The 21,906-nt window shown below is 55.9% G+C and carries 27 protein-coding genes and 1 other RNA gene; 11 read left to right on the forward strand and 17 right to left on the reverse strand.

The window, feature by feature from the left end:
* The first annotated feature begins 16 nt into the window (after positions 1 to 16).
* A complete protein-coding gene (locus A9G06_RS21950; RefSeq protein ID WP_139126228.1) occupies positions 17 to 916 on the forward strand; it encodes a hypothetical protein in 900 nt (299 codons plus the stop codon).
* 58 nt (positions 917 to 974) lie between these two features.
* On the opposite strand, the gene A9G06_RS11810 is transcribed toward A9G06_RS21950, so the two are convergent.
* The gene (locus A9G06_RS11810) at positions 975 to 1,403 is read right to left on the reverse strand and encodes a Mor transcription activator family protein (protein WP_069555366.1); all 429 of its coding nucleotides are present in this window, start codon (positions 1,401 to 1,403) and stop codon (positions 975 to 977) included.
* Between the two features lie 113 nt (positions 1,404 to 1,516).
* Here A9G06_RS11810 and A9G06_RS11815 point away from each other — a divergent pair, with 113 nt between their 5' ends.
* From A9G06_RS11815 to A9G06_RS11830, 4 genes are all read left to right on the forward strand, one after another.
* Positions 1,517 to 1,822, forward strand: coding sequence for a hypothetical protein (locus A9G06_RS11815; protein ID WP_040069953.1), 306 nt, complete (start codon positions 1,517 to 1,519; stop codon positions 1,820 to 1,822).
* A 27-nt stretch (positions 1,823 to 1,849) separates the two neighbouring features.
* Entirely contained in the window at positions 1,850 to 2,227 is a 378-nt protein-coding gene (locus A9G06_RS11820; protein ID WP_069555367.1) for a hypothetical protein, read from the forward strand.
* Between the two features lie 581 nt (positions 2,228 to 2,808).
* Positions 2,809 to 3,336: a type II toxin-antitoxin system MqsA family antitoxin gene (locus tag A9G06_RS11825; protein ID WP_040069956.1), complete on the forward strand. Its 528-nt coding sequence runs from the start codon at positions 2,809 to 2,811 to the stop codon at positions 3,334 to 3,336.
* Positions 3,329 to 3,814: a preprotein translocase subunit SecB gene (locus A9G06_RS11830; protein WP_069555368.1), complete on the forward strand. Its 486-nt coding sequence runs from the start codon at positions 3,329 to 3,331 to the stop codon at positions 3,812 to 3,814. The genes A9G06_RS11825 and A9G06_RS11830 overlap by 8 nt, the downstream gene beginning before the upstream one ends.
* 12 nt (positions 3,815 to 3,826) lie before the next feature.
* On the opposite strand, the gene A9G06_RS11835 is transcribed toward A9G06_RS11830, so the two are convergent.
* From A9G06_RS11835 to A9G06_RS11885, 11 genes are all read right to left on the reverse strand, one after another.
* Complete coding sequence (locus tag A9G06_RS11835; protein WP_069555369.1) at positions 3,827 to 4,276, reverse strand: gp16 family protein; 450 nt, start codon at positions 4,274 to 4,276, stop codon at positions 3,827 to 3,829.
* Positions 4,277 to 4,528: 252 nt separating this feature from the next.
* Entirely contained in the window at positions 4,529 to 4,786 is a 258-nt protein-coding gene (locus A9G06_RS11840; protein ID WP_069528798.1) for a hypothetical protein, read from the reverse strand.
* A gap of 45 nt (positions 4,787 to 4,831) precedes the next feature.
* Positions 4,832 to 4,901: hammerhead ribozyme type II (locus A9G06_RS11845), an RNA gene on the reverse strand.
* Positions 4,902 to 4,908: 7 nt separating this feature from the next.
* On the reverse strand, positions 4,909 to 5,103 hold the full coding sequence (locus A9G06_RS11850; RefSeq protein WP_068982151.1) for a hypothetical protein: 195 nt from the start codon (positions 5,101 to 5,103) through the stop codon (positions 4,909 to 4,911).
* A 12-nt stretch (positions 5,104 to 5,115) separates the two neighbouring features.
* Complete coding sequence (locus tag A9G06_RS11855; RefSeq protein ID WP_068982150.1) at positions 5,116 to 5,736, reverse strand: DUF3164 family protein; 621 nt, start codon at positions 5,734 to 5,736, stop codon at positions 5,116 to 5,118.
* A 10-nt stretch (positions 5,737 to 5,746) separates the two neighbouring features.
* Positions 5,747 to 5,926 carry a hypothetical protein gene (locus tag A9G06_RS11860; RefSeq protein WP_069555370.1) on the reverse strand — a complete coding sequence of 60 codons (180 nt, stop codon included), beginning with the start codon at positions 5,924 to 5,926 and terminating at the stop codon, positions 5,747 to 5,749.
* 19 nt (positions 5,927 to 5,945) lie between these two features.
* Complete coding sequence (locus tag A9G06_RS11865; protein ID WP_069555371.1) at positions 5,946 to 6,194, reverse strand: hypothetical protein; 249 nt, start codon at positions 6,192 to 6,194, stop codon at positions 5,946 to 5,948.
* A gap of 56 nt (positions 6,195 to 6,250) precedes the next feature.
* Positions 6,251 to 6,802, reverse strand: a complete 552-nt coding sequence (locus A9G06_RS11870; RefSeq protein WP_041217404.1) for a transcriptional regulator — start codon at positions 6,800 to 6,802, stop codon at positions 6,251 to 6,253.
* A complete protein-coding gene (locus tag A9G06_RS11875) occupies positions 6,786 to 7,388 on the reverse strand; it encodes a hypothetical protein (RefSeq protein WP_139126229.1) in 603 nt (200 codons plus the stop codon). Before A9G06_RS11875 ends, A9G06_RS11870 begins: the two co-directional genes overlap by 17 nt.
* Positions 7,389 to 7,433: 45 nt before the next feature.
* On the reverse strand, positions 7,434 to 8,156 hold the full coding sequence (locus A9G06_RS11880; protein WP_029300291.1) for an AAA family ATPase: 723 nt from the start codon (positions 8,154 to 8,156) through the stop codon (positions 7,434 to 7,436).
* 42 nt (positions 8,157 to 8,198) lie between these two features.
* On the reverse strand, positions 8,199 to 10,412 hold the full coding sequence (locus tag A9G06_RS11885) for a DNA-binding protein (RefSeq protein ID WP_069555373.1): 2,214 nt from the start codon (positions 10,410 to 10,412) through the stop codon (positions 8,199 to 8,201).
* A 415-nt stretch (positions 10,413 to 10,827) separates the two neighbouring features.
* Between A9G06_RS11885 and A9G06_RS11895 the strand changes: the two genes are divergently transcribed.
* Positions 10,828 to 11,574 (forward strand): helix-turn-helix transcriptional regulator, encoded by a 747-nt coding sequence (locus tag A9G06_RS11895; protein ID WP_081318870.1) that lies wholly within the window; start codon positions 10,828 to 10,830, stop codon positions 11,572 to 11,574.
* A 321-nt stretch (positions 11,575 to 11,895) separates the two neighbouring features.
* Here A9G06_RS11895 and A9G06_RS11900 read toward each other — a convergent pair whose 3' ends face one another.
* The 4 genes from A9G06_RS11900 to A9G06_RS11915 all read right to left on the reverse strand — a co-directional run bounded on the left by A9G06_RS11900 (position 11,896) and on the right by A9G06_RS11915 (position 15,051).
* The gene (locus A9G06_RS11900; RefSeq protein ID WP_069555375.1) at positions 11,896 to 12,483 is read right to left on the reverse strand and encodes a histidine phosphatase family protein; all 588 of its coding nucleotides are present in this window, start codon (positions 12,481 to 12,483) and stop codon (positions 11,896 to 11,898) included.
* Between the two features lie 154 nt (positions 12,484 to 12,637).
* Positions 12,638 to 13,291 carry a PAS domain-containing protein gene (locus tag A9G06_RS11905; protein WP_005334376.1) on the reverse strand — a complete coding sequence of 218 codons (654 nt, stop codon included), beginning with the start codon at positions 13,289 to 13,291 and terminating at the stop codon, positions 12,638 to 12,640.
* A gap of 64 nt (positions 13,292 to 13,355) precedes the next feature.
* The gene (locus tag A9G06_RS11910) at positions 13,356 to 14,645 is read right to left on the reverse strand and encodes a serine dehydratase subunit alpha family protein (RefSeq protein WP_069555376.1); all 1,290 of its coding nucleotides are present in this window, start codon (positions 14,643 to 14,645) and stop codon (positions 13,356 to 13,358) included.
* A gap of 22 nt (positions 14,646 to 14,667) precedes the next feature.
* Entirely contained in the window at positions 14,668 to 15,051 is a 384-nt protein-coding gene (locus A9G06_RS11915) for a Rid family detoxifying hydrolase (protein ID WP_005344164.1), read from the reverse strand.
* A gap of 251 nt (positions 15,052 to 15,302) precedes the next feature.
* On the opposite strand from A9G06_RS11915, the gene A9G06_RS11920 reads away from it, so the two are divergent.
* The 3 genes from A9G06_RS11920 (at position 15,303) to A9G06_RS11930 (ending at position 19,352) form a co-directional block, all read left to right on the forward strand.
* The gene (locus A9G06_RS11920) at positions 15,303 to 16,598 is read left to right on the forward strand and encodes an amino acid permease (RefSeq protein ID WP_083243782.1); all 1,296 of its coding nucleotides are present in this window, start codon (positions 15,303 to 15,305) and stop codon (positions 16,596 to 16,598) included.
* A 190-nt stretch (positions 16,599 to 16,788) separates the two neighbouring features.
* Positions 16,789 to 18,795, forward strand: coding sequence for a methyl-accepting chemotaxis protein (locus A9G06_RS11925; RefSeq protein WP_069555377.1), 2,007 nt, complete (start codon positions 16,789 to 16,791; stop codon positions 18,793 to 18,795).
* A gap of 269 nt (positions 18,796 to 19,064) precedes the next feature.
* Positions 19,065 to 19,352, forward strand: a complete 288-nt coding sequence (locus tag A9G06_RS11930; RefSeq protein WP_069555378.1) for a hypothetical protein — start codon at positions 19,065 to 19,067, stop codon at positions 19,350 to 19,352.
* An 80-nt stretch (positions 19,353 to 19,432) separates the two neighbouring features.
* Here A9G06_RS11930 and A9G06_RS11935 read toward each other — a convergent pair whose 3' ends face one another.
* Positions 19,433 to 19,621 carry a hypothetical protein gene (locus A9G06_RS11935; protein ID WP_005334402.1) on the reverse strand — a complete coding sequence of 63 codons (189 nt, stop codon included), beginning with the start codon at positions 19,619 to 19,621 and terminating at the stop codon, positions 19,433 to 19,435.
* 259 nt (positions 19,622 to 19,880) lie between these two features.
* Between A9G06_RS11935 and A9G06_RS11940 the strand changes: the two genes are divergently transcribed.
* A complete protein-coding gene (locus tag A9G06_RS11940) occupies positions 19,881 to 20,819 on the forward strand; it encodes a LysR substrate-binding domain-containing protein (protein WP_069555379.1) in 939 nt (312 codons plus the stop codon).
* 241 nt (positions 20,820 to 21,060) lie between these two features.
* The gene (locus A9G06_RS11945; protein ID WP_216093219.1) at positions 21,061 to 21,822 is read left to right on the forward strand and encodes a hypothetical protein; all 762 of its coding nucleotides are present in this window, start codon (positions 21,061 to 21,063) and stop codon (positions 21,820 to 21,822) included.
* Positions 21,823 to 21,906: the final 84 nt, after the last annotated feature.

Below are 21,906 nucleotides of genomic sequence, written 5' to 3' on the forward strand. Positions count from 1 at the left end.
TTATCGGAGAACTCTCGTGGATTGGAACGTGTTCTTTAGCACTATCAGCCAGACTTCTGGTGCAATTGTCGGTATATTCGCAGCATTCCTCATCACCAAAATCATCTCTAACCAATCTGATTTTTCAAAGTTAAAGAATGAAGCTACACATCATCTTATTGACTCAGAAACTGCCGAGAGTGAAGCAAAAACTCGCTATTTTGATTGGTATAACAAGGCAAAAAGAAATGAGGCAATAGCAAAAATAGAGTATGAAGCATTAAGTAAGCGTCAAATACCACTGCTAAATGAATGCATATTAAAATTTAAATTCTCCCCTTTTGATGATCTTGAACAGGTAAAAGTTATTATTGAAGATAAATTATCCGAGTTATCAGATAAGTTAGAGGCTGAACGAAAAAGAAATGAAGCAATGAGATCAAGACTTGGTAGCACATTCAGCCTACCATTAACACTGCCTACACCCCCACTTGTTAATTTAAATAACAATTTAGGTGAGGAAAGAGAAATGATTGATCAACTAATCATAAAGATTGAGCGCCAAGCGAAAAAGAACGAAGCGTTATGTGCGGAATTAAAAAGTGGCGTAGATTCAGTGAATCTAGTAACTAGCTCCATAGTAGCTGTATTGATTCTTTTTTTTGTGGGTGTCATCTACCCATTAAGTTTTCTTCCTTGGCAACAAGGAAAGGATATAACTCTTTCATTGTCAGCTTTTTGGGACATACTTTTTTCCCTGCAAGGCTTCATGCTACTTTTGATATCTTTAATATTTTCCGCCCTGATGATGGTTTTTTTATTTATCAACATGAAGCTAAAGCATAGTGTTGACGTAATTGACAAGATTACACACTATAGTGACATATCAAATTACTCACCACACTTGGCTAACTATAAGAAAAACAAGGTTGGCTAAATTAACTAACATATAAACCCCGCCACAACGGGGTTTATCTTGGATATTAGTCGTCTCCTTATTCATGACCAAACAGGTCAGACTGATGCCGCAGCCGTGTCAGTTGCCGCTGTTCGGCCACTACTGCATAGGTCTGCGGCACCGACAGCCCGTGCTTGCGGGCAAGTTGATCGATATTGCGCCCATTGAACTCATCCCAGATGGCCCGATCACGCAGCGCAGCCTTGAGATGCTCCCCGGTGGGGATGTAGTAGGCACGTCCCCCCATATAATGGGCCTGTACCAGTGCTAACTTGCGGGCCTGAGCCTTGGCCTGTTCTTGTGCCATCCCCCCTCTGATCAACTCGCAGGCCAACACATCGACCAGCTCACTCAGGGCTTTGGGCCATTTAGCCGTCAATTCAGAGGCCGGGATCTGATCGAGGCGATCGACCAGCTGCCCCAGCGAAGCGTGATCATCGGCAAAGAGATCCTGATGCTGTTCCATGACTCCCCCGGCAAAACAGAAAAAGCGGTGCGCCGATTAGAACACAGGCCATTTTATGCGCACATTTTTTAGCGCATACTGAGTCCCTCGTTATCAAAGGGAGATTGAGACGAATGAAATGGAATGAACGCTTTAAAGAGTGGCTGCTCGATATGATGGTCATGCTGGATATGGCGCCAGCAGCTTTCTTCCCTGCCTATGCCTGCACTGTGATTGGCTTGCTGCTGATGATCATCCCCGGCTTTTTCCAACCAGACCCGATGCAATTTGCGGAGGGAACGTTGCACCTTCACATAGCACCCGCAGCAGTTTTTCGTGTGATCTGGGCTGCGCTGGCATTTATCGGCCTGATGATTATGGTCAGTGGCATCTATCTCACCCACACTCGCCTGAAAGCTCTCAGAAATCGCTTCTATTGACCTGCTGACTTACACCAAGGATGGGAAATGGCACGACGTTACTATCGACGGAGAAACCAGTCGCTTATTACCGGCACCGCCAGCACTATACTGATGAGTTCCTGGTGGTGTTCTCTAATGCTGGGCATGATCGGATATGGGCTTTTCTACTGGCTACTACCCGCATGGATCATCAGCAAGATTCAAGAAATCCCTCAGCTCACAACCGGTTTGGATCTCCGAACCATGGCCTTCCAAGCTGTTGCGCGCAGACTACATTGGTCTGAGTGCGTTGGAATGGCATTCCTATGGTTAGGTCTCTTGATTGCAGGTATCAAGCTGTTGGCAACGGAACTGGAACCGAGCCAACACCATTCAGGGCTGCTCGGTTTTCTGGCTCGCTTGTTGGCGCGGTGGAGTGACTAGACAAGATGCTGGCGAATGTAGTTCAAACATCCGGGGTAGAACCCACTGCCCCCCCAGCCATTATGATAGTATTGTCATCTAGCCTCGCACGGGTATGTTTTGTGAGCTGCACACCCTTTCATCAAAGAATAAGTGGAAAAAAGTTACCATAATGGTAAATAATGTCAGTGCCTACACAGGGCAACCACCCGCAGAGGGCGCATCTGATGCCGAGCGTCGTCTAGCAGGTCCCCTTTATAACCCAGCCGATGTGCTGGCAGTGTTGTCAAGCGGGAGCACTATCCCATGGACAAGAGATTGCAAGAGTGACTTGCAAGGATTGGCGTTTGACGAGGCTGATATTCAACAGTTGCTGCGTGACACACTGCAGCATGGGCGGTACCTCAATTCTCAATGGTGTGTACAACGCCCAACTGGCCCTTGGGCTGCTTGTGACGCATACCAATTAGGCCGAGATGAGTGGAATGAGTACGCGCACAGGGATTTGCGCGTGGAGTACTACATCAAGTTCGCGATAGGTAAAACGGGCAAGATACTACTGTTGGTATCGGCCCACGTACCTACACGCTAGGAGGTTCAAGATGGCTGCAACCGTATGCCCGATTTGCGAATCGGGCCATCTGCATCATCAGATTGAAGATATCGAAGTCGAATACATGGGTCACACTGCCATGCGCCCAAGCCACTACTCTGTGTGTGACGCTTGCGGTAGTGAGCAGGCAACTGCTGCCGACTTACGGCACAACAAACGGGACACACTGGCGTTTAGAAAAATGGTGATGGGTCTCCTCACTGGAGCCCAAGTACGGGCCTTGCGGCAAAGCTGGGGAATGACCCAAGAAACCGCTGCTCGTGTATTTGGTGGCGGTCCTGTCGCATTTTCCAAGTATGAAGCGGATGATGTCATCCAGTCTGAAGCAATGGACAAGTTATTGAGACTTGCTGATGAGATGCCCTTGGTTCTACAACGACTGAGACGAGATGCAGGGGTCGTGTATCAAGCGCAAGATCCATGGCAGATAGTTGCTATCGATATGGCAAACGCCGGACGTCAGCAAGCGGTCATCAAGACCAAACGTAGCTTCCAGCATGAGGTTAGTTATGGCTAAGGCCAACAAGGTACTGCAAGAGGCCATTGATGCTCTTGTTATCAACGACGTCTACTTGCATTCCTCACATGCAGCTTGCCTTGATGATTTTGATCCAAAGTACTTCGGCGATATGGATTTATTGCAGGTGCAGCAAATGCATATTGTTGAACAAAGCCAGTTATTGACGCTGGATGGAGGGCAAGACCTGCTGCGAGTCTTTATCCGTATGGGCACTCGCTGGATTCAACCTGTTGCAGAGGGTGAACATGACGAAGAAAGTGAGCCTCAAATCAAGGCCATCATCGAAGCTGACTTTGTTGCCGAATATCAAGTCAAGACTGCACTATCGCAAGACTGCATAGATGCGTTTTCTTTGCAAAACGCTAGCTATCATGTCTGGCCTTACTGGAGAGAATATCTCTGTTCCCAATGTGAACGGATGAGATTACCCAGAGTTGTTTTACCCACTTTGCAAGTTCCCAGATCAAATAAGTAACCACTCGCACAGTTAACGCTGTGACCACTTTTTCAGCGCCTCCAGCACTTTGACTGCCAGAGGCGCATCCAGCCAGCCCACCTCGGCCACCCCTACCCCGCCGTTTAAACGGGCCGTCATCCGTTGAACCCAGTGGTTTAATGCGGTTTCCGAACCATCCCTGACGATGCCAAGGCGGGCCATCTCACACCAGATGGCCCTGATCTTGGCAATTTCATTGACCCTGATGTGGCTACCGGCCGCAGGGCTCAGCCGTCTGTTGGCTGCATGGCGAGCAGGCTTGGGAATAAAGCCTGCCGCCTTGAAGGCAGCCAGCACCTGTTCCAGCTCCTGTTCGCTTAACAGGGCGGCGCTGCGCTTGCCGGTATGGCTGGCCAGCAAGTCGCGGTAACACTCGTCATCGAGCGCCAACGCTCGGCGCCCCACCTGTACCAACCGGATCAGTCTGCTGCGCTTGTCCATCAGCTACCCCCTCCCCGTTCCGCCTTGCTGTTATGGTGCTGCCCGGCCCCTCTCAGCTGTTGGTAGTGTTCATTGAGGCACCCTCTGCACCAACTTGAGAGCCCGGAGGCATCACTCGCCAAACCGAAAAATTCGGTATCCCATGGCCAGAACTCGCCACAACGGGGGCAGCGCTGCTCCAGCCCCAGTTCGGTGATGCAGGCCCGACCGCTTTGCAGGCGGCGAGCCAAAATATGGGGGGCCAAAAGGGGGCTATAGATGGCCATGGCGATCCCCGGTTTCGTGTACCCCGCCACAATCTCTGGCCGATTTGGCCTGCTGCAGTTCGGCCACCAGTTGCCAGCGCATCTGGCAGGCTTCTCCGGCCAGTGCGTGAAAACCACGGGCGCGCGCCTCTTTATCAAACTGTTTGAGCTGTTTGCACACAGCCCGTTTGTCAGCCGCTACCAGTGCAATGGCTGCGCTGCTGAATATCTTGGTAAGCCGAATATCCATCTCTGTTTTGGTCATCGCCGTGCTCCTTGTATCAAGACGGTGAAGACCTGGGCCCAGATCGTTTGGTTGCTCATCAGTACCCGGCCACCACACCGGATAGACAGGGCGGCAATGCCGCCCCGTTTCGCATCAGGCCATTAATCGAACTGCAGTGGCGTCACCCCTTGATACTCCTCGGCATTGAGGGGGGCAGGCCCCAGCCCCAGCGCCCAGAGCAAGGCGGCCTTGATGCCATCCTCATAGGTGTCGTCGGGGTAGCAGGTGCCCTCGGTTTCGGTGATCTGCTCACAGAGCAGCAGTTGCTCTTCGGCTTTTTCCACGTTGATTTCCATCACGCCTCCTCCCTATACCTTGGCCAGATCCAGGCTCATCTGGATGTAACGCCCGTGAGCGTCACGCTCGTAGAGCCGCAGATATTGGCTGGTGCCGGTCACCTGGATAGCATCGACAGCGGCTTGCATGGCCAGCAGCCAATCCGGGTCATCGATATTGAGCTGGCGCAGGGAGAGCACCTGATTCACGTCGATATGACCGCTCTTGGATACCCGAAAGGCATGGTCTACCAGAGCGCGGATCTCGCTGCTGGCGCCATCGCTCCAGCGCGCGATGCACTGGTCAATCAGCGCTTTGGCGGCCTGGATCCGTTCATCAAATTTGCGGTGCTCCCCCACAGCCCGAATGAGCTTGTAACGACCATCAAAACTGAGCAGGGTCACGTTGCCCTTGGTACCGCCCCACGCCACCCCGTACTGCTCTGCGGAGAGATCCACAAAGTCGGCAATCTGTTGCATGGCGCCAATCTTGAAGGCGGCCAGCTGTGCGCGTTGCTCGCGAGCTGCCGCGATAATGGCCAGCACCACTTCGTCGCGCAGCTTGTCTGCCGGGGCGATCAGGTTTTCCGGTACCCAGTGTCCCTGGGCGTTCTGGCGCATCGGGGTGGTACTGCTGGTTTGTGCTTCTTGCATGGACTTCTCCTTAATGGATCTTGTTGCTGCCGGGCACCGGAGGGCACATTACGGCGCTGTGTTGCTTTGCTGTCGCGCTCGCCAGCTCCTCCTGATGGGTCGCGCTGCAGAATTCGAGAAACTTGGGTAACTGGCGCAGCACCACCCGCGCCAGCGCCTCGTCTTCTATCTCAAGCTGGATCTTGCTCATCTCATCCCCCTTGCCGGTTTCAGAATTCTTGGCGCCAGTGGAGCAGGCAGCCGCCAAAGCGCACCAGGGCGACTTCACGCACCACGCCCGCCAGACATTCACGGCTTAACACGGCGCGCGCCTGCATCTCTTTGGGCAGTGGCCCGGTGACCGCCAGCAGCGGGGTATGGCAAACCCGACTGGTGCGAACGTCATATCCCTTGGCCGTCAACCAGTGGCTGAGCTGCTCGGCGGTCTTTTGCAAATTGCTGTGCAGATGCTTTTTCATCCCGTTCTCCTTGTGATCTCGTCACCGGGCCCACCGCGAAAGAGCCCCACCACCCCTTATTTGCCTTCTTGCTTGTCGAGCAGCCGGTTGTATTTGATGGCCATGATTTTCAGCTCTTCGGCCAGCAATTCACTTAGAATGCGCAGGCTGCTGCTGGCATTGTCGCCATCGCTTTTGGCCTGTCGGCGCAATCTCGAGAGGGTGGCCTCGGCGTCATAACGAGCCGTTTTCTGCGACCCTTTGCCCTGCTCTACTGATAACCGCATCGGGCGGCGAAGTTGCTGCGCCTCGGTCAGCTGGCTATGGGGGCAACCGCTGCGGCATGCCTTCCAGAGCTTGATATCCATCGGACTGCTGCCCACTTCGCTGGGGCCTCGGCGTTGGTGAGCGAGACACTGATGCGCCGGGATATCCCCCAGGATGGGGCACCTCACTTTGTTGCCCATCAGGGCCCCTTCCACCAGGGTCTGTACCCTTGCCATATCGCCGGGATACTTTTCGTTGCAGACCTGGCTGATGGTGGTGCGAGAGAGCCCGAGCTTCTCGGCCACCTGGGCCAGCGAGCTGGCCGCCACTTCGGCCTGCAACACCTCAAGCCACGTTTCCATGTGTCTCCTCCTCCCGCTGGTACGGGTATAACTGCTGCTGGTTTTGATCCCAGCAACCATGGTCACGACACAGCGGGGCATAACGGCCTGTATCCCTGACCAGCTGATAGCGTCCTGTCAGGCCGTGTCTGGCGGGTACAGGCAGCAAACTGTCAACTTTGAACAGCACTTTGACGTAACCGGCTTTCACCAACCTATCGGTGTAAAACCAGGCTTGTTTCTGACCCGTCTCTGCCGTCAACATCAGGTCTGTCAGGGTGAAGAAGCGGCTGATCTTCATGGTGTTCCACATTTTCTGTTGATTGGTTTTGCGCTTGTTCCGGCATTTTGGCCGCTTCTGGCCACTGCTTTTGCCAATCGGTGGCACGTATTGGGCGCTAACCACTTTGAAATAGGCCGGGCGGGATACCACGCCGTCCGGGTGTTTAATGAGGTGGCCAGCGGCCAACCAGTCACGCACGACCTTGTAGATATGTGCCTCCGACATTCCCGTCACGGCGATCACGTCCTTGATCAGAAAAGTCTCTTGCTGGCACATCCATTCCCAGGCTTGCAACGTCATTAGCGTTGCTTTTGTATCAACCACTGGAATCCCTCCCGTGCTTTGTTTTTATTGGCTGTAGCCTGACGGCTAGCGGCTGCGACGCACGTCATGGAGCAACTCGCTGGCGTCAACGTCCTCCAGCCGGATAATCCGGGCATCAGAGGCCATCGCCATTTTTTCAATCTTGTCGAGGGCCGAGACGATAGTGCGCACCACGCCGTTGGAACGCTTGCGGATCAGATCCAGCAGTGCATCGTCGATCTCCACGTCCACCTCCAGCATTTCGCTGGCAATCAGGGACACGTCATCTAGATCGGCCGGTTTGAATTCGATCCACTGGGAGATGCGGTTAAACAGTTGCTTGCGCTGGCTGATGCGGCGGGCGATCTCTTCCATACCGACCAGGATCAGGGGTTGTTCGGTGGCATCGTAGATATCGCGCAGGGTCTCCATGATGCGGGCATTGCCGACCACGTAATCGGCCTCATCCACGAAGATGGCCAGCTCTTCGGCACGGACGGATTCGATGATGCTATCGACCTGAGCACGCAGGTTATGGCGCTGGGGAATGCCGATCTCTTTGGCAATCTGCTCCAGCAGGCTGGTCACCGTGTCGGCCTTGTAGCAGCGGACATAGATGCCGTTCACTTCGTCCTGGTTGAACAGCCATTCCACGGCGGTGGTCTTGCCAAAGCCGGAGGGGCCGTGGATCAGGCCAATGCCCGGCACGATGCTGGAGCGGTTGAGCAAGTTGTCGAGCAGCTGCTCGGTCTTGATCATGTTTTTGACTTCAACGATCTTGTGTTTCATAGTGGGTTTGTCCTTTGTTTTTGGGCCTTTTCGGGCTACTCGCTAACCTTTTGCCTGGGTGCGGCGGGTAGCCCGAACTTCATCCAGATGGCGGTTAATGCGTTTTGCCATCAGTTTGTGGCTGTAGAGGTATCGGGTCAGCCACTCCTTCTCCCGCTCTGTCAGCGGGGTATCCAGCTCCCGCTCTGCCAGATAGATGGCTTGCTCATACTCGGTCTTGAGTGCTCTCGATTCCTGCCCTGCGGTGGCTTGCGCCCGCTGTGCTTTCGCTTCTCGTCTGGCTTCTATGGCGGCCAGTTCTGCCGCATTGAAACGGGCGGGTTCAGCGGGCGTTGAGACCCCGGTGAGCGCGGCCAATGCCTGGTTATCGAGGGTGAGATCGCGCCGACTGAACGCTTCAATACCCTTGGCCTGATCGACGAAGTGGCGCACCACATCCTGATGGAGCTGGTCGATGCCTAAGGTCTTGGCAAGGTTGCGCATCTCGCGGCGAAAGCTGGCCAACGCCTTGGCATCGGCTTTTTTGGCCGCCCGGAAGGCATCGGGGCTGATGCCATTGCCCAGCAGGTCGATGTTGATGGCCTCGATCCGCTCGTTCCAATCGCCGGTGCGGTACAAGATGGCGCGGCCCACATCGCACGGATCGAGAAAGACGCTGACCCGCTGACTCTTCCAGTTGTGCTCCAACAGTTCGGGGGCGCTGTATTTGAGGCCACCGGCCTTGATAAAACCTTTGGAGACGGTTGCCTCGCCGATATGGTTGAGCAGCAGATCCAGCGCAGCTTCATCGGGAATGGCGCGGCGCTGATAACGGGCCAGCTGATACTTTTCATTGGGGCTGACCCCGAGGGCACTGTGCTTGCGGTTGTGGTAACGGGCATCGAGCCAGTTATCGAGCAGGGTTTGCAGCTCTGCGGCCGTCATGGCCAGCTCGTAGATCTCTTTTTGCGCATCCGGTTTGCGCTTCTCCTCCAGCCGCTGGGCAAAGCTCTTGCGCGCCTCGATCACCTGACGGTCTGCCACGCAGTGGCCGATATAGGAGGGCAACAGCTCGATCAGGCCATGGCTCAAGGTGCGGAAAAAGCGCTCGATATGGGGTTTTTCCCAGCCTGAGTAGGCGTTGGAGCGGCTGACGTTCATACCAAGCAGAGTGCAGATGGACATGACCCGCTGGCTCACGTAATCAGAGCCGTTATCAGTGCGCATCACGCCGTTATCGTTGAGGGTGCCCCAAGCCAGCAGGGTCTTGCGCAGCAACAGGCAGATCCCTTCACTCGATGAGCTCTTGGCCACCAGCAGACGAACGCGACGGGTATACACGTCGATCACCGCGATGATGCTGTGGCGACCATCCACCAACATGGCATCGACCGGGGTGCTATCGAACTCCCACACGTCGTTGGGCAGGGCCATCCAGGGGTACATCTCCTCGATCGCGCTGCGGTATTTGTTGTTGTAGGCATCCGGGTTGGTTGTATAGGTAAACGCCACCTTGTTCTCTGCCAACCATTTCACCATCCAGCGACGCAAGGAGGATTGGCTGGGGATCTGCCATCCCAGCTGATTCATGTCGCTGTATTGGCTGGCCAGTTCGTGCAGCGCCCCCCACTTATTGGCCAGATGGGGCTTGGTGGTGACCAGTGCGGTGAGAAACTGGGCCAGATCCGGGCTCTGCTCGACGGTTGATGGCCGCTCCCGCTGATAGTTGCCAGCCAGGGCTGCGGGGCCTTCATCCGCCAGCACACTTTGCCAGCGGCGCAGGGTGATCAGACTGAATGGCTTTTGCCTTTCATAAACGCTGACAGGCAGGGCGAGAGTGCGGGCACGGTATGCCTCGATAAAGGCGCGGCGACCTACCTCCCCTTGCTGGCAGGCGTGATAGGGGGCCAGGAAGATATCGGCGGCCTGCAGGATCAGCAGTCTGGCATCGACCTTCTGGCGAGGCCCCTCCCCCAAAGTCAGCAATTTGCGGCCAGCCTCCGGTTTGACCGGCACCTCGCGCGCCAGCAACTTGGCCATGGCCTTGCCACCCGCCGCATGGTCGGTCACCGCATGACCTTGTGCGGCCACCGCTTGTTCTGCCAGGTAACGGCGGGTTTCAATCGGCAGTGAGCCAATGTGGTATTCGGCCCCTTTGCCTTTCTCGCGCTTGCGGCTTTGCCACTCTTCACGCTCGGCCTTTTTGCGCACACCATCGGGGTAAGCGGGCATGCCGACCAATCCGGCCAGCGCCTGGGCGGTGTACCAGGTGCTCATTGGTCACCTCCCAGCAGATCGATCCCCAGCGATTCGGACAGCAGGGCCATGATGGCGCGGCTTTCCCGACGCTTGGGGCTAATCCCTCTGGCCGGTGCATAGTGTTTGATGCAACGCTGTACGGCTCGGGGGTGCAACCCTTTAGCGCGGGCCCAAGCTGCTTGGGAATATCCGCATTTTATGAGCTCAGCCCTGATCCACTCTGGTGTTTTCCCTGACATACTCACCCCGTTTCGGTATCATCAAGTGTCGCAGTGCGTATCTTTATCATTCATAAAAGAATGATTTTATGTCTCAATGCGTCACATATGAATGATTGATCACCCCAAAAAGATTGACTAGTCTTTTTGTGCGGAATTTTTTGTCTATCGACTCACCAGCATTAGCCACTAGCCACTAGCCGAGAATTCCTTGTATGTCAGAGCGTTATGAAGAAAAACCACAAGCAGCACAAAAAGACGGTGAGGTATCTTTTCTGACGGCGGGAATGGATACTTTGAGTGACCGTCTGGATGAGCTGCGGGGGAGCCTGAGCTACAAGGCATTTGCCGAACTGGTGGGGATGAGTGAGTCGGGGATGCGCAAATACTTCCCTCCGTTTAATTCACTGCCTACCATCGACAAGGCGCTGCGCATCGCGCGGACGTTCAATGTGAATCTGGAGTGGTTGGCCACCGGTCAGGGCCCGAAACACCCCGATGGAGCGGCCGAGCAGATGGTGCAACGTGAGGAGTTTGATGAGGAGTACGCGCTGATCGATGGCTACCATGTCACCGTCAGTACCGGCCATGGTGCGTTTAACGATGATCATGAGGTTAAACGCAAGCTGGCCTTTCGCCGCAAGTGGCTCACGTTTCGCAAGTTAAACCCGGATAACCTGGTGGTGGTCTTCGCCAAAGGCGACAGCATGGAGCCCACCATCCACTCTGGTGACTCTATCCTGGTCGATATCAGCAAGAATCAGATCGAAGATGGATCCATCTTCGTGTTGCGCTTGGGGGAAGAGCTCTACGCCAAGCGCCTGCAGAAAAACTTCGATGGCGGGATCACTATCATCAGCGACAACCGCGATGATTACCCCCTGCAGGTCGTTCCCGCCAATCAGCTGGAGAACTTGGCCGTGATCGGCAAGGTAGTCTGGGCCGGGCACGACTTCTTTTAACGAGACACGCTCACAAGTGAGGCTATCTCACTTGTGCAGCTCTTAAACCTGGATTTAAACCACTGACTGTCACACAAAAAGAAAAAACAGGCGGCCAGCCTGTTTTTCATTTTCAGCAGATCCCAATCGGCCGAGCGTACCAATTTTTCATTTTGCGCTTAAACGGCTTGGTTTAACCTCATCACGCCACAAGCCCCGCCATTCCTGAGTTTGTCCCGCCATCTCCCACTTGTTTTCACCAGCTCCCGGTTTTTCATTCTTGGTGGTGGGTTACACGAAGGTGGCAATCATGGTCCATGCCATGGTGCCACCTCACGGCAACTAGCAGGCAATGCGGGTGATGTGGCCATCCTGCAGCTTATAGAAGGCATCTTGCGGCAACTCCTGTGACCAGGTCGCCTCATAGTCGAGATCGGCATAGACGCCACGTAGCATGGCACCGAGCAGACCGTGGGAGATGACGATGGCCCGCTCGGCGATGGCAGGATCCTGCAACCACTGGTGTGCCCGGCGCTGAATGCTCTCGAAGCTCTCGGCACCCGGTGCCTGCAGATACCAGTCCCCCTTGCCGGTATCGAGTTCGGGGTGAGCAAGCCGCAGCGCAGGGATCTGGCAGCTCTCCCACTCCCCCATCCCCAGCTCCATTAACCGGTCGTCCCAGACGATGCGATCTGCCGTCAGCCCCAGCTGCTCACACACCAGCAGCACAGTCTGACGGGCACGGCCAAGCGGGCTGGCATAGACGGTCCAGCGGGCGGGATCCGCCAGTTCGGCGGCAAGGCGCCGCCCCATGGCGATGGCTTGCGCCTCGCCCTTGTCGGTCAGATCGGAGTTGCAACGCCCCTGCAGACGCTGCTCGGCATTGAAGCGGGTCTGGCCGTGGCGCAGCAGATAGATGAGTCGAGACATGATTTCTCCAGCACGTTCAGAGAGATAGAAAAACAAAGGGGGAAGATGATAACAGATGAGCCCGAGGGACGGCCCAAACAGAGAGGCTAAAACGGGCGTAAAAAACGGGTCAGGGCTGACCCGTTTGCTGCCAATTAGGCCAGATTAAACCGGCTCAACCCTTCTTGATCTCCCGCAGATAGCGGTAGATGGAGTGGACCGAGATCCCGAGCTGGCGCGCCGCAATCTGGGCACTGTCTTTTAACTCGAAGATCCCCATGTCGTGCAGCTGGTTGACGATGACCCGGGTCTTCTGGGACGGAGGCACCGCCTCGTTGCCGCGCACCTCGGCACTGACGGTATCTATGGTGCTGTTGAGCGCTTCGTCGATGTTGCGGGCGAACACCTCCGGGGTGGCATGGCTCTCGTGGGGATGCATGCACTCCGGCATCATGGTGCGCAGCACAGATTGCAACGGGGCATCCATGTCGCTGTTGATGCAGAGCAACCCGATGGCCCTGTGCTCCCCGTTGCGGATCACGGTCGTGATGGAGCGCAGGGTCTTGCCGGTGGCGCACTTGGTCATGTAGGGGCTGGAGATATCCTGCCCGCTCTTGAGCTTCATCATCGCCAGGTTGGTGATGGGGGCGCCGACACTGCGGCCGGTGATATGGCCGTTGGCAATCTTGACGATCGAGGGATTGCGCGCATCCAGACTGTGGAGCAGCACTTCAGTGTGCTGACCATACATGGCGGCGATGCCATCCACTATGTTCTCCATCGACTTGAGGATCTCAAAATCGCTCGGACTCAACTCTTGCAGCTTCACAATGGGACCTTCTTGCAAGGGTTGCTGCCGGGCAATGTGCGCCGGGCAGCAACCGACAGGGACATCAGGCGGACATGATATCAATAATGGTGCTGTCTGTGGCAGACATGCCCTCCTTCACCATCTGGCCAACGTTGCGGATGGTCTGATCCACGTCGCCGGCGACGATCCCCTGCCCCGACACCGAGTGACTGTTGAGGGCCATCAGGAAACCGCGCACCGCCGCGCCGGAGGAGGTGCTCACCTTCATGGCGCAGGAGGCTTTCGCCCCGTCACATACCATACCGGCACTGTCGCTCAGTACGTTCTGGATGGCGAAGCAGGATTGCTCGAAGCTGCCGCCCGCCAGATAAACCATGGCCATGGAGGCGGCCGCGCTGGTCACGGTATTGCCACAGAAGGCCGACAGCGGCGGATAGTGGGACTTGATATAGATGGCGCCCAGATGGCTCATGATGAGGGCGCGAGCCAGCTGCTCTTCGCTGGCCGCAAAGCGCTCGGCAATCACCATCACCGGAATGGTGGCGGCAATGCCCTGGTTGCCGCTGCCAAAGTTGCTCATGGCTGGCAGGGTCGCGCCCCCCATGCGGGCATCGGAGGCAGCCGCCGTCATCATCACGATGCGGTTCATCACATCCTCGCCGATAAGACCGGCATTGATGTTCTGCTGCATGGTGCGGCCAATCTCCAGGCCATAGGGGTTGTTCATCCCCTCGGCGGAGAGCTTGCCGTTGAGCTCGGAGGCTTTGAGGATGAACCTGATCTGCTCGAACTCCACCTGGGTGGCGAACTCGTAGATTGCGGCGATGCTGATATCGACGCCATCGCAGATGGAACCGGTGGCACCGCCCTGGCTCTGATCGGCGGTGAAGGTCACTTCACCATCGCGGCGCTGCTCGACGATGCGGGTATGACCGCCGCACAGGGTCACTTCGGCGCTGTGCTCTTCACCCTTGTCATCAGTGCCATAAACTGTCACGCGGCAGAAGATAAACTCGGGGGCGGCGGTGCGGCTCACTTGCACCTTGCCGGCATCGATCAGCTGCTGGGCACGATCCACCTGTGCTGGCTGGATCGCGGCCAGCACCTCCAGCCCGGCGTCGGCGTTACCGCCGATGGCACCGGCCGCGGCCGCAATGGCCAGACCGATCTTGCCGGTGCCCGGCACATAAACACCCATCGAGTTTTTATAGAGATTGTCCGACACCGCAACCTCGAGGCGACCGGGCTCACAGCCCAGTTGCCGGACGGCGACAGCCGCGGCATAGGCGGCGGCGATTGGCTCGGTACAACCCAGCGCTGGTTTGACAACCTGTTGAATAATCTGCAGATACTGCTGCCACGCTTGTTTCATCACTTGAACCTTTTTATCAGCATTAACGAGCGATATGGGCGATCGCTTCCACTTCAACCTTGACGCCCATCGGCAGATCCTTCACTGCGAAGCAGCTGCGCGCCGGACAATCTTTCTGGAAATAGGCTTTATAGACCTCGTTGAACGCGGCAAAATCGCTGATCTCGGCGAGGTAGCAGGTGGTTTTGAGCACGGTATCCAGCGAGCCGCCAGCGGCTTCCAGCACGGATTTCAGGTTTTCCAGTGACTGGCGGGTCTGGGCGGCAATGCCCCCTTCCACCACACCACCCTGCTGCTTGCAGACCGGCAACTGACCGGAGGTAAAGATAAGGTCGCCATAGGCAGTGCCGTGGCTGTAGGGACCGATAGCGTCAGGTGCCGCTGCTGCTGTGATGATGCGTTTCATATAGCCACTCCTGTTTGTGCAATTTTTTTTGCAATCATGAATCTCATTTCGTTCAACATTATTTGCTTTTTATTTTATCCATTCAACAAAAAGATACAAAAGTGGCGTTTAAAGGCACCTTTCGGCCTCAATATAAACCGTGATCACCATCTTGATTTGAACAAAAGTACTCTTATGGGCATTGTTTATGACAGTTTCATTCAACTATATTTGCGCCGCTTTCCCACATCCCTACAAAAAAGAAGGTTTTAATGGACGCGCATAGCACTACACTCGCCAGCCCCGTGATGGGCACGCTGGAATGGAGAGAAGCAGTTCGCTTCGACAGCACCGACTGGGGCTGGATCATCATGAGCATCGGCATGGCCATCGGCGCAGGGATCGTCTTCCTGCCGGTACAGGTGGGTCTGATGGGCTTGTGGGTCTTTCTGCTCTCGGCGGTGATCGGCTACCCCGCCATGTACATGTTCCAGCGCCTCTTTATCAACACCCTGGCCACCTCGCCCGAATGCAAGGATTACCCCAGCGTCATCACCGGCTACCTCGGCAAGAACTGGGGTGTGCTGCTCGGCGCCCTCTACTTCGTGATGCTGGTGATCTGGGTCTTCGTCTACTCCACCGCCATCACCAATGACAGCGCCTCCTTCCTGCAGAGCTTCGGCGTCACCGACGGCCTGCTCTCCGAAAACCAGCTCTACGGTCTGGTGCTGATCTGCGGTCTGGTGGCACTGGCCTCGCGCGGCGAAAACCTGCTGTTCAAGATCTCCACCTTTATGGTGCTGACCAAGATCAGCGTGGTGGCCGTGCTCGGCCTGATGATGGTGGACAAGTGGGATGCGGCCAACATCACCGCCATGCCCGCTGCCGGTGACTGGATGAAGGATGCCATCATCATGCTGCCCTTTACCCTCACCTCCATCCTCTTTATCCAGAGCCTGAGCCCCATGGTGATCTCCTACCGCTCGCGGGAGAAGTCGCTGGAAGTGGCCCGCTTCAAGGCGATGCGTGCCATGAATATCGCCTTCGGCATCCTGTTCGTGGTGGTGTTCTTCTACGCGGTCTCCTTCACCCTGGCCATGGGTCACGATCAGGCGGTCAAAGCCTCCGAGGAGAACATCTCTGCACTGGCCATGGTAGCCCAAGGAATGCCCGGCCAGACCCTCAAGCTCCTGAGCCTGACCCTCAACATCTTTGCGGTAATGACCGCCTACTTCGGCGTCTATCTGGGCTTCCGTGAAGCCTGTCAGGGGCTGGCGATGAACCTGCTGCGCCGGGTGCTGCCGGAAAACCGCATCAACAAGGAATTGGTGGGCAAAGGGATCATGGTGTTTACCGTCATGCTCTCCTGGGGGGCCATCGTGCTCAACGCCCCGGTGCTGAGCTTCACCTCCATCTGCAGCCCCATCTTCGGTATGGTGGGTTGCCTTATCCCGGCCTATCTGGTTTATCAGGTTCCGGCGCTCCACAAGTACAAGGGCACTTCCCTCTACATCATCATCGTCACCGGCCTGCTGCTCTGTGTCTCGCCCTTCCTGGCGTTCAACTGATTGGCCTGAAAACCAAATTGCCAACAGACGAGCCACCTTCGGGTGGCCCGTTTTCATTGCTATTGCGCTGGTAACAGAACAAAAAGCCAAGGGGATCACAACTTGCAACCGGCCATCACCCAAGGGTGGCCGCTCGGAGTACTATTCAGGCAACACGACTCACGCCCGCACTCAGGTATCGAGGCTTAACATGAAATGGATTTTCAACCCTGCCATCCGGCTGGGCAATCAGCTCTCCTTCAAATACAAATTCCTGCTCTGGTCCTGCCTGATGCTGCTGCCACTGGCCTACAGCATGGCCAATCTGCTGGGGCGGCTGCAGGATGACAACGTCCAGGCCAACCGCGAGCTGGCGGGAGTGGTCAATCTCGCCCCTATTCCCGCCATCGAACAGGCCCTGCTCACCCATCGCAATCTGATGACCCGCCACGCCTATGAGGTGGATCCGGTCGGTGACGATCAGCTCAAGGCGGCCGCACAAGCGGTGGAGCAGAGCCTGCAGGCCTTTGCCGACACCCGCCAGAACAACCCCTCCTTTGAGGTGATCCAGCAGGGTTGGGCCGCCCTGCAGAGTGAAGCGGGCAAGCTGGAGGTGGAGCAGAGCAACCTGCGCCACGACAAGCTGCTGACCGAGGTACGCCACCTCTACAAGCACATTACTGCCAGTAGCAGCCTGATCCAGGATCCGGCGCTCGGTACCTACTACATGGTGATCCTCGCCAGTGAGCGGTTGCCGCAGCTGCGCGACCTGCTGGCTCAGGTGCGGGATCGCGCCGCCACCATCGCCGATTTCGGCCTGTTTCAGGCCGAGGGCTACAGCGGCCTGCGTTTTCGTCTCGACCTGATCAGCGCCACTCTGCAAGAGCTGGAGGCCGATCTGACTCTGCTCTACCAGATCGAACCGGCCTACCGCGCCGAGCTGGGTCAGCAAACTGATGCCCTGATACAGCTGGTGCGTCAGGGGGTCGAGACCATGGAAGACAAGATGATGAAGGATCAGCTGGTGCAGCTCTCCACCAAGGAGGTGCAGGCACTGGGGGATAAGATGGACGAGGCTATCACCGCGCTGGCAGGCCAGGTACGCCAGCGGCTGGAGGCTGATCTGCGTCAGCGGCTGGCCGCCAACCAACGCCACTTCTGGTGGGTCACAGCGCCGCTGACCGCCAGCTTGCTGCTCTACCTCTACCTGATGATCGGCGCCTATCTCTCCCTGCGCGAAACCGTGGCGCGAGTGCGTGATATTGCCGCCCGGGTCAACGCCCAGGATCTCAGCCAGCATATCGAGATCGTCGGTCAGGACGAACTGGCCGCCATCAGCCGGGATTACAACGTGACCCTGGAGACCCTGCGCACCCTGATGCGGCGAGTGCGGGAAAATGGCGTCACCGTGGTGGAGAGCGCCACCGACATCGAAGCCCGCACCTGCCGCTCGCAGGAGGTGATTGCCGATCAGCAAGGGGAGACCCATCAGGTCGCTACCGCCATCAAGGAGCTGGCTGCGACTTCACAAGACATGGCGGGCAACGCCCTGCAAGCCGCCCGCATGACCCAGGAGGCGCAGAACGTGGTCGGTCAGGGCGAGGATGTGGTGGAGCGCACCATCAAGGCAATCGACCATATCAACCGCGAAGTGCTGCGCACCGCCGACACCATAGGCCAGCTGGAACAGCAGTGCAGCCAGATTGGCGGCGTCATCAGCGTGATCCGTGGCATCGCCGAACAGACCAACCTGCTGGCCCTCAACGCTGCCATCGAAGCGGCCCGGGCCGGTGAGCAGGGTCGCGGCTTTGCGGTGGTGGCCGACGAGGTGCGATCTCTTGCCAACCGCACCCAGGGGGCTACCGTCGAGATCCAGCAGATGATTGAACAGCTGCAATCCGGTGCCCGCGCCTCGGTCACCGCCATGTCGGCGGCCAGCCATGAAGCGCAGGAGGGGGTCGGGCTGGCACAGGAGGCAAAGCAGGCTTTTGGCGCCATCACCGAGAAGGTGGATCGAATGGTCGATACCAACGCCATCATCGCCAGCGCCATCGAGCAGCAGGGCGCCGTGGTCAACGAGATCGAACGCAACGTGGTGCGCATCTCCGATGGCAGTGACGAGGCGCTGCAAGTGGCCAACGCCGCCCGCGATGCCGCCCGCCAGATCCACCAGCTCACCGAACAGCTGCGCGCCATGGTACAGAGCTTCGTGTTGTAACAGAGCGCTGACAAGCCGGGCTCAACGTGAGCCCGGCATTATCCCGGTCTCGCCCCTGCCCACAACATCTCGGTTGCACGGATCATCCAGAAAATCTCTGCGGCCCACTTGCCGGGCAAACGCCAACAAAGTAGTCTCGAACGAAAACAAAAATGCGGCATTCCTGACACGCACTATCGATGATGTCGAGGGAAGCCAAGCCGCCTGCGAACCACAGATTAAAACCAGCGTCACGTCATCTATCACCCGCTTCAAGCGAGGATTTACCCATGGCCAGATACCAGTTTTTTACCATTCCGGCGTCCAATCGGCAGCAATACACCTTTATCGACATGGCATCTCCGACTTTTCTGAGTGAAAAGGCGGCACTGCTGACCCAAGGATTCGAGGTGGAGGAGGACTTTATTGACGCGACCACTCCACAGGAGGCCGTCGAGAAGTACCAATCCAATTTTCTCTATGTGGCGGATGAGATAGGCAAGTCCGATAGCAGCTACGCCGCGGCCGTCGCCATGCTGGAGATTGGCAAGGGGTTATTGGGCAATAAAAACCGCTGAGATAAGGTACAGCGGTGAAGAGTAGTGGCCATCGTGGCAACGCGCCCGATGGCCATATGGCAAGATATCAATTCGGTAAGTCAGAAGCGCCCCAGCTGCTGGAGCATCTCGATCAGCTCCTCTTCGCTGCTCGGCTCATAGGCCAGCTGAAGGCTCGGCGCGGCGCCTCCCATCAGCATATAGACGTTGGTGCTGCAGTGGTCGTAGTGATACCACTTACCGTCGATACAGACGTCGGTATAGCATCTCGGGTCCCTTTTCAGTTCCATATGCACATCCTTTTGTTACATCTCCACAACATCACTTCTGACCGTAAGACAACCGACGGCCGAGTATCTTGATACAAATCAAGATGTGTAACGACGTCTATCAAGAAACTGAAAGGATGCTCGCAACAGCTTGAATCATGATAAGTAATGACGCTGTTTTAGAGCTGTTAAGCTTCCCGTCAGTCATGACAGCAACAATGGAAGATATCGGCTGTTTTACCAACATACCGGGTAAACGGGATAAAAACAGGATGACTTGATGGCGAGTCCACACATAGACCTCAACCTTTTTCGGATCTTCGATCGCGTCATGACCGAAAAAGGGGTATCAACAGCAGCCAGCAGCCTGGATATGACCCCTGCAGCGATAAGCCAGGCCATTCGCCGCCTTAGCGACCAGATTGGCGAGCCACTATTTCTACGGGAAGGGCGCGGGATCACTCCAACCAGCCGGGCCCTCGCCCTGCACAGGGAGATCCGCACAGCCCTCAATACCATGGAGCGCTCCCTGCAACTCAATCAGGAGTTTGATCCCGGCACCAGTCAGCGCGTCTTTCGCATCGCCAGCCATCCGGATCTGGATCTGCTCCTGCTACCCAGACTCCTTGCCCATCTCGCCGCAACAGCACCTCACTGCCGCGTCGAATCAGTCCCCGGGCTCTATGAGGAGCACCTTCGCCAACAAGCCCTTCGCCAGCACAATATCGACCTGATACTGGCCAGCACAGCATTGGAAGAGAGCGGCTTTTTGAATCAGCCACTGCTGAATCTGGAGCTCAGAGTGGTGTGCCGTGCAGCCCATCCCCGCATTGAACATCAACTCGATTTCGAAACCTTCTTTGCTGAAGAACACGTGGTATGGGACGTAAGACGCAAAGATGACTGGGTGATCCGCAGCCTGACCAGCAAGAACTTGTCACCACGCAAAATCGCCTATGAAAGCAACGCGTTGCTGACAGCGCTCTCTCTGGTCAGTCAGACCGACTGGCTCTGTGTCACCAGCCAATGGCATCTGGCCATGATGCGCCAGCCACTTGCCCTCAAGGACTTTCCTCTCCCCTGGGACTCAGCCCCCTGCCCCGTCTACATCAACTGGCATCAGAGTGCAAAACGAGACCCCGCACTCAGCTGGCTTATTCAACAGTTACAACTTCTCACCACAGCTGAACCCAATCGCTATGGTTTAACGCCTGCTTAACGATTGATTATTGCGAACTGCAATGATCGGGGATGCCGAACACGTTACGCTAACTGCGTGTAAAAAGTGATGCATCCTCTCTTTCTTATATAAAGATGATTGTCAGATGCCACACTATTAATTGATGTCGTATCAACGTCATCGATTAATCACATTTCTGATGACACTCATTCACCAACCAAAATAAAAACACCACAACATGATGAAAAAAATACTCCTGCCCCTATGTATAGGGATAGCTATGCCTGCCATCGCCAAATCACCAGACAATTCGGCATCATTACAGGATATGTCTGACCCACTTGCGGTATATAGCCAATGGGGAAGCGGCATTAGCGACGATGGTCTCAATCTGAAATTCGGCAACCAATATGACAGCGGTAGCCAAAACAAACGGGCTATGAATATCATCGAGGCAAAAGGAGTCATGGGTGAAGGCCTGGGCTGGTCTGATCATCAAAATCGTGACAACTCCCTCGACAGCCTGCGGCTGCGCAATTTTACCATCAATACCGAGAGCGGCCTCGGCACCCAGCTGGATATCATCTACAACTTTGATGAAAGTTATCTGGCCGAACAGAACGCATCTGTCTCCTATAGCCTGATTAAAGCACTGCCGGCCTGGGGCCCGCTTCAGCTATATCCTCTGGCTGGAATTGGCGCCAATATATCAATGAATCAATATATTGATAGCAATCGTAAACAGATCGATGCCGGTTATACTATTCCTGGCACTTTTTATCTCGTCGGCATGTATAGCAAACTGACTCTTAATGAAAAGTGGTGGTTGAATTACAATCCTATGTTTGCCAGTACCCTTTCAGGCTCAGAATTTTATAAAGAGAATGCCTTCGGTGATGGCGAAAGTGCCGCACTGTATCACGAGGTCGCACTCTCCTATCAATATTCAGGGCGACTTAACTTCAGAACTTTCATCAACTGGAACAATATTGCCGGAATTGAGGAAGCCGCCTATCGACTGGAGTTCAATTACCAGTTCTGACATACCTTGCCAATTATGCCTGGCAATTTCAAATACGGCAGGCTGCAATCTCCTGACTACACTTAGCCCTGCCGCCCAACACCA

The sequence above is a fragment of the Aeromonas sp. DNP9 genome (assembly GCF_001728955.1).
Taxonomy (GTDB): domain Bacteria; phylum Pseudomonadota; class Gammaproteobacteria; order Enterobacterales; family Aeromonadaceae; genus Aeromonas; species Aeromonas veronii.

Coding starts and splice junctions, on each gene's coding strand:
- A9G06_RS11810 (WP_069555366.1), bottom strand. CDS start 1,403: ATGGAACAGCATCAGGATCTCTTTGCCGATGATCACGCTTCGCTGGGG.
- A9G06_RS11815 (WP_040069953.1), top strand. CDS start 1,517: ATGAAATGGAATGAACGCTTTAAAGAGTGGCTGCTCGATATGATGGTC.
- A9G06_RS11820 (WP_069555367.1), top strand. CDS start 1,850: ATGGCACGACGTTACTATCGACGGAGAAACCAGTCGCTTATTACCGGC.
- A9G06_RS11825 (WP_040069956.1), top strand. CDS start 2,809: ATGGCTGCAACCGTATGCCCGATTTGCGAATCGGGCCATCTGCATCAT.
- A9G06_RS11830 (WP_069555368.1), top strand. CDS start 3,329: ATGGCTAAGGCCAACAAGGTACTGCAAGAGGCCATTGATGCTCTTGTT.
- A9G06_RS11835 (WP_069555369.1), bottom strand. CDS start 4,276: ATGGACAAGCGCAGCAGACTGATCCGGTTGGTACAGGTGGGGCGCCGA.
- A9G06_RS11840 (WP_069528798.1), bottom strand. CDS start 4,786: ATGACCAAAACAGAGATGGATATTCGGCTTACCAAGATATTCAGCAGC.
- A9G06_RS11850 (WP_068982151.1), bottom strand. CDS start 5,103: ATGGAAATCAACGTGGAAAAAGCCGAAGAGCAACTGCTGCTCTGTGAG.
- A9G06_RS11855 (WP_068982150.1), bottom strand. CDS start 5,736: ATGCAAGAAGCACAAACCAGCAGTACCACCCCGATGCGCCAGAACGCC.
- A9G06_RS11860 (WP_069555370.1), bottom strand. CDS start 5,926: ATGAGCAAGATCCAGCTTGAGATAGAAGACGAGGCGCTGGCGCGGGTG.
- A9G06_RS11865 (WP_069555371.1), bottom strand. CDS start 6,194: ATGAAAAAGCATCTGCACAGCAATTTGCAAAAGACCGCCGAGCAGCTC.
- A9G06_RS11870 (WP_041217404.1), bottom strand. CDS start 6,802: ATGGAAACGTGGCTTGAGGTGTTGCAGGCCGAAGTGGCGGCCAGCTCG.
- A9G06_RS11880 (WP_029300291.1), bottom strand. CDS start 8,156: ATGAAACACAAGATCGTTGAAGTCAAAAACATGATCAAGACCGAGCAG.
- A9G06_RS11885 (WP_069555373.1), bottom strand. CDS start 10,412: ATGAGCACCTGGTACACCGCCCAGGCGCTGGCCGGATTGGTCGGCATG.
- A9G06_RS11895 (WP_081318870.1), top strand. CDS start 10,828: ATGTCAGAGCGTTATGAAGAAAAACCACAAGCAGCACAAAAAGACGGT.
- A9G06_RS11900 (WP_069555375.1), bottom strand. CDS start 12,483: ATGTCTCGACTCATCTATCTGCTGCGCCACGGCCAGACCCGCTTCAAT.
- A9G06_RS11910 (WP_069555376.1), bottom strand. CDS start 14,645: ATGAAACAAGCGTGGCAGCAGTATCTGCAGATTATTCAACAGGTTGTC.
- A9G06_RS11915 (WP_005344164.1), bottom strand. CDS start 15,051: ATGAAACGCATCATCACAGCAGCAGCGGCACCTGACGCTATCGGTCCC.
- A9G06_RS11920 (WP_083243782.1), top strand. CDS start 15,303: ATGGACGCGCATAGCACTACACTCGCCAGCCCCGTGATGGGCACGCTG.
- A9G06_RS11925 (WP_069555377.1), top strand. CDS start 16,789: ATGAAATGGATTTTCAACCCTGCCATCCGGCTGGGCAATCAGCTCTCC.
- A9G06_RS11930 (WP_069555378.1), top strand. CDS start 19,065: ATGGCCAGATACCAGTTTTTTACCATTCCGGCGTCCAATCGGCAGCAA.
- A9G06_RS11935 (WP_005334402.1), bottom strand. CDS start 19,621: ATGGAACTGAAAAGGGACCCGAGATGCTATACCGACGTCTGTATCGAC.
- A9G06_RS11940 (WP_069555379.1), top strand. CDS start 19,881: ATGGCGAGTCCACACATAGACCTCAACCTTTTTCGGATCTTCGATCGC.
- A9G06_RS11945 (WP_216093219.1), top strand. CDS start 21,061: ATGCCTGCCATCGCCAAATCACCAGACAATTCGGCATCATTACAGGAT.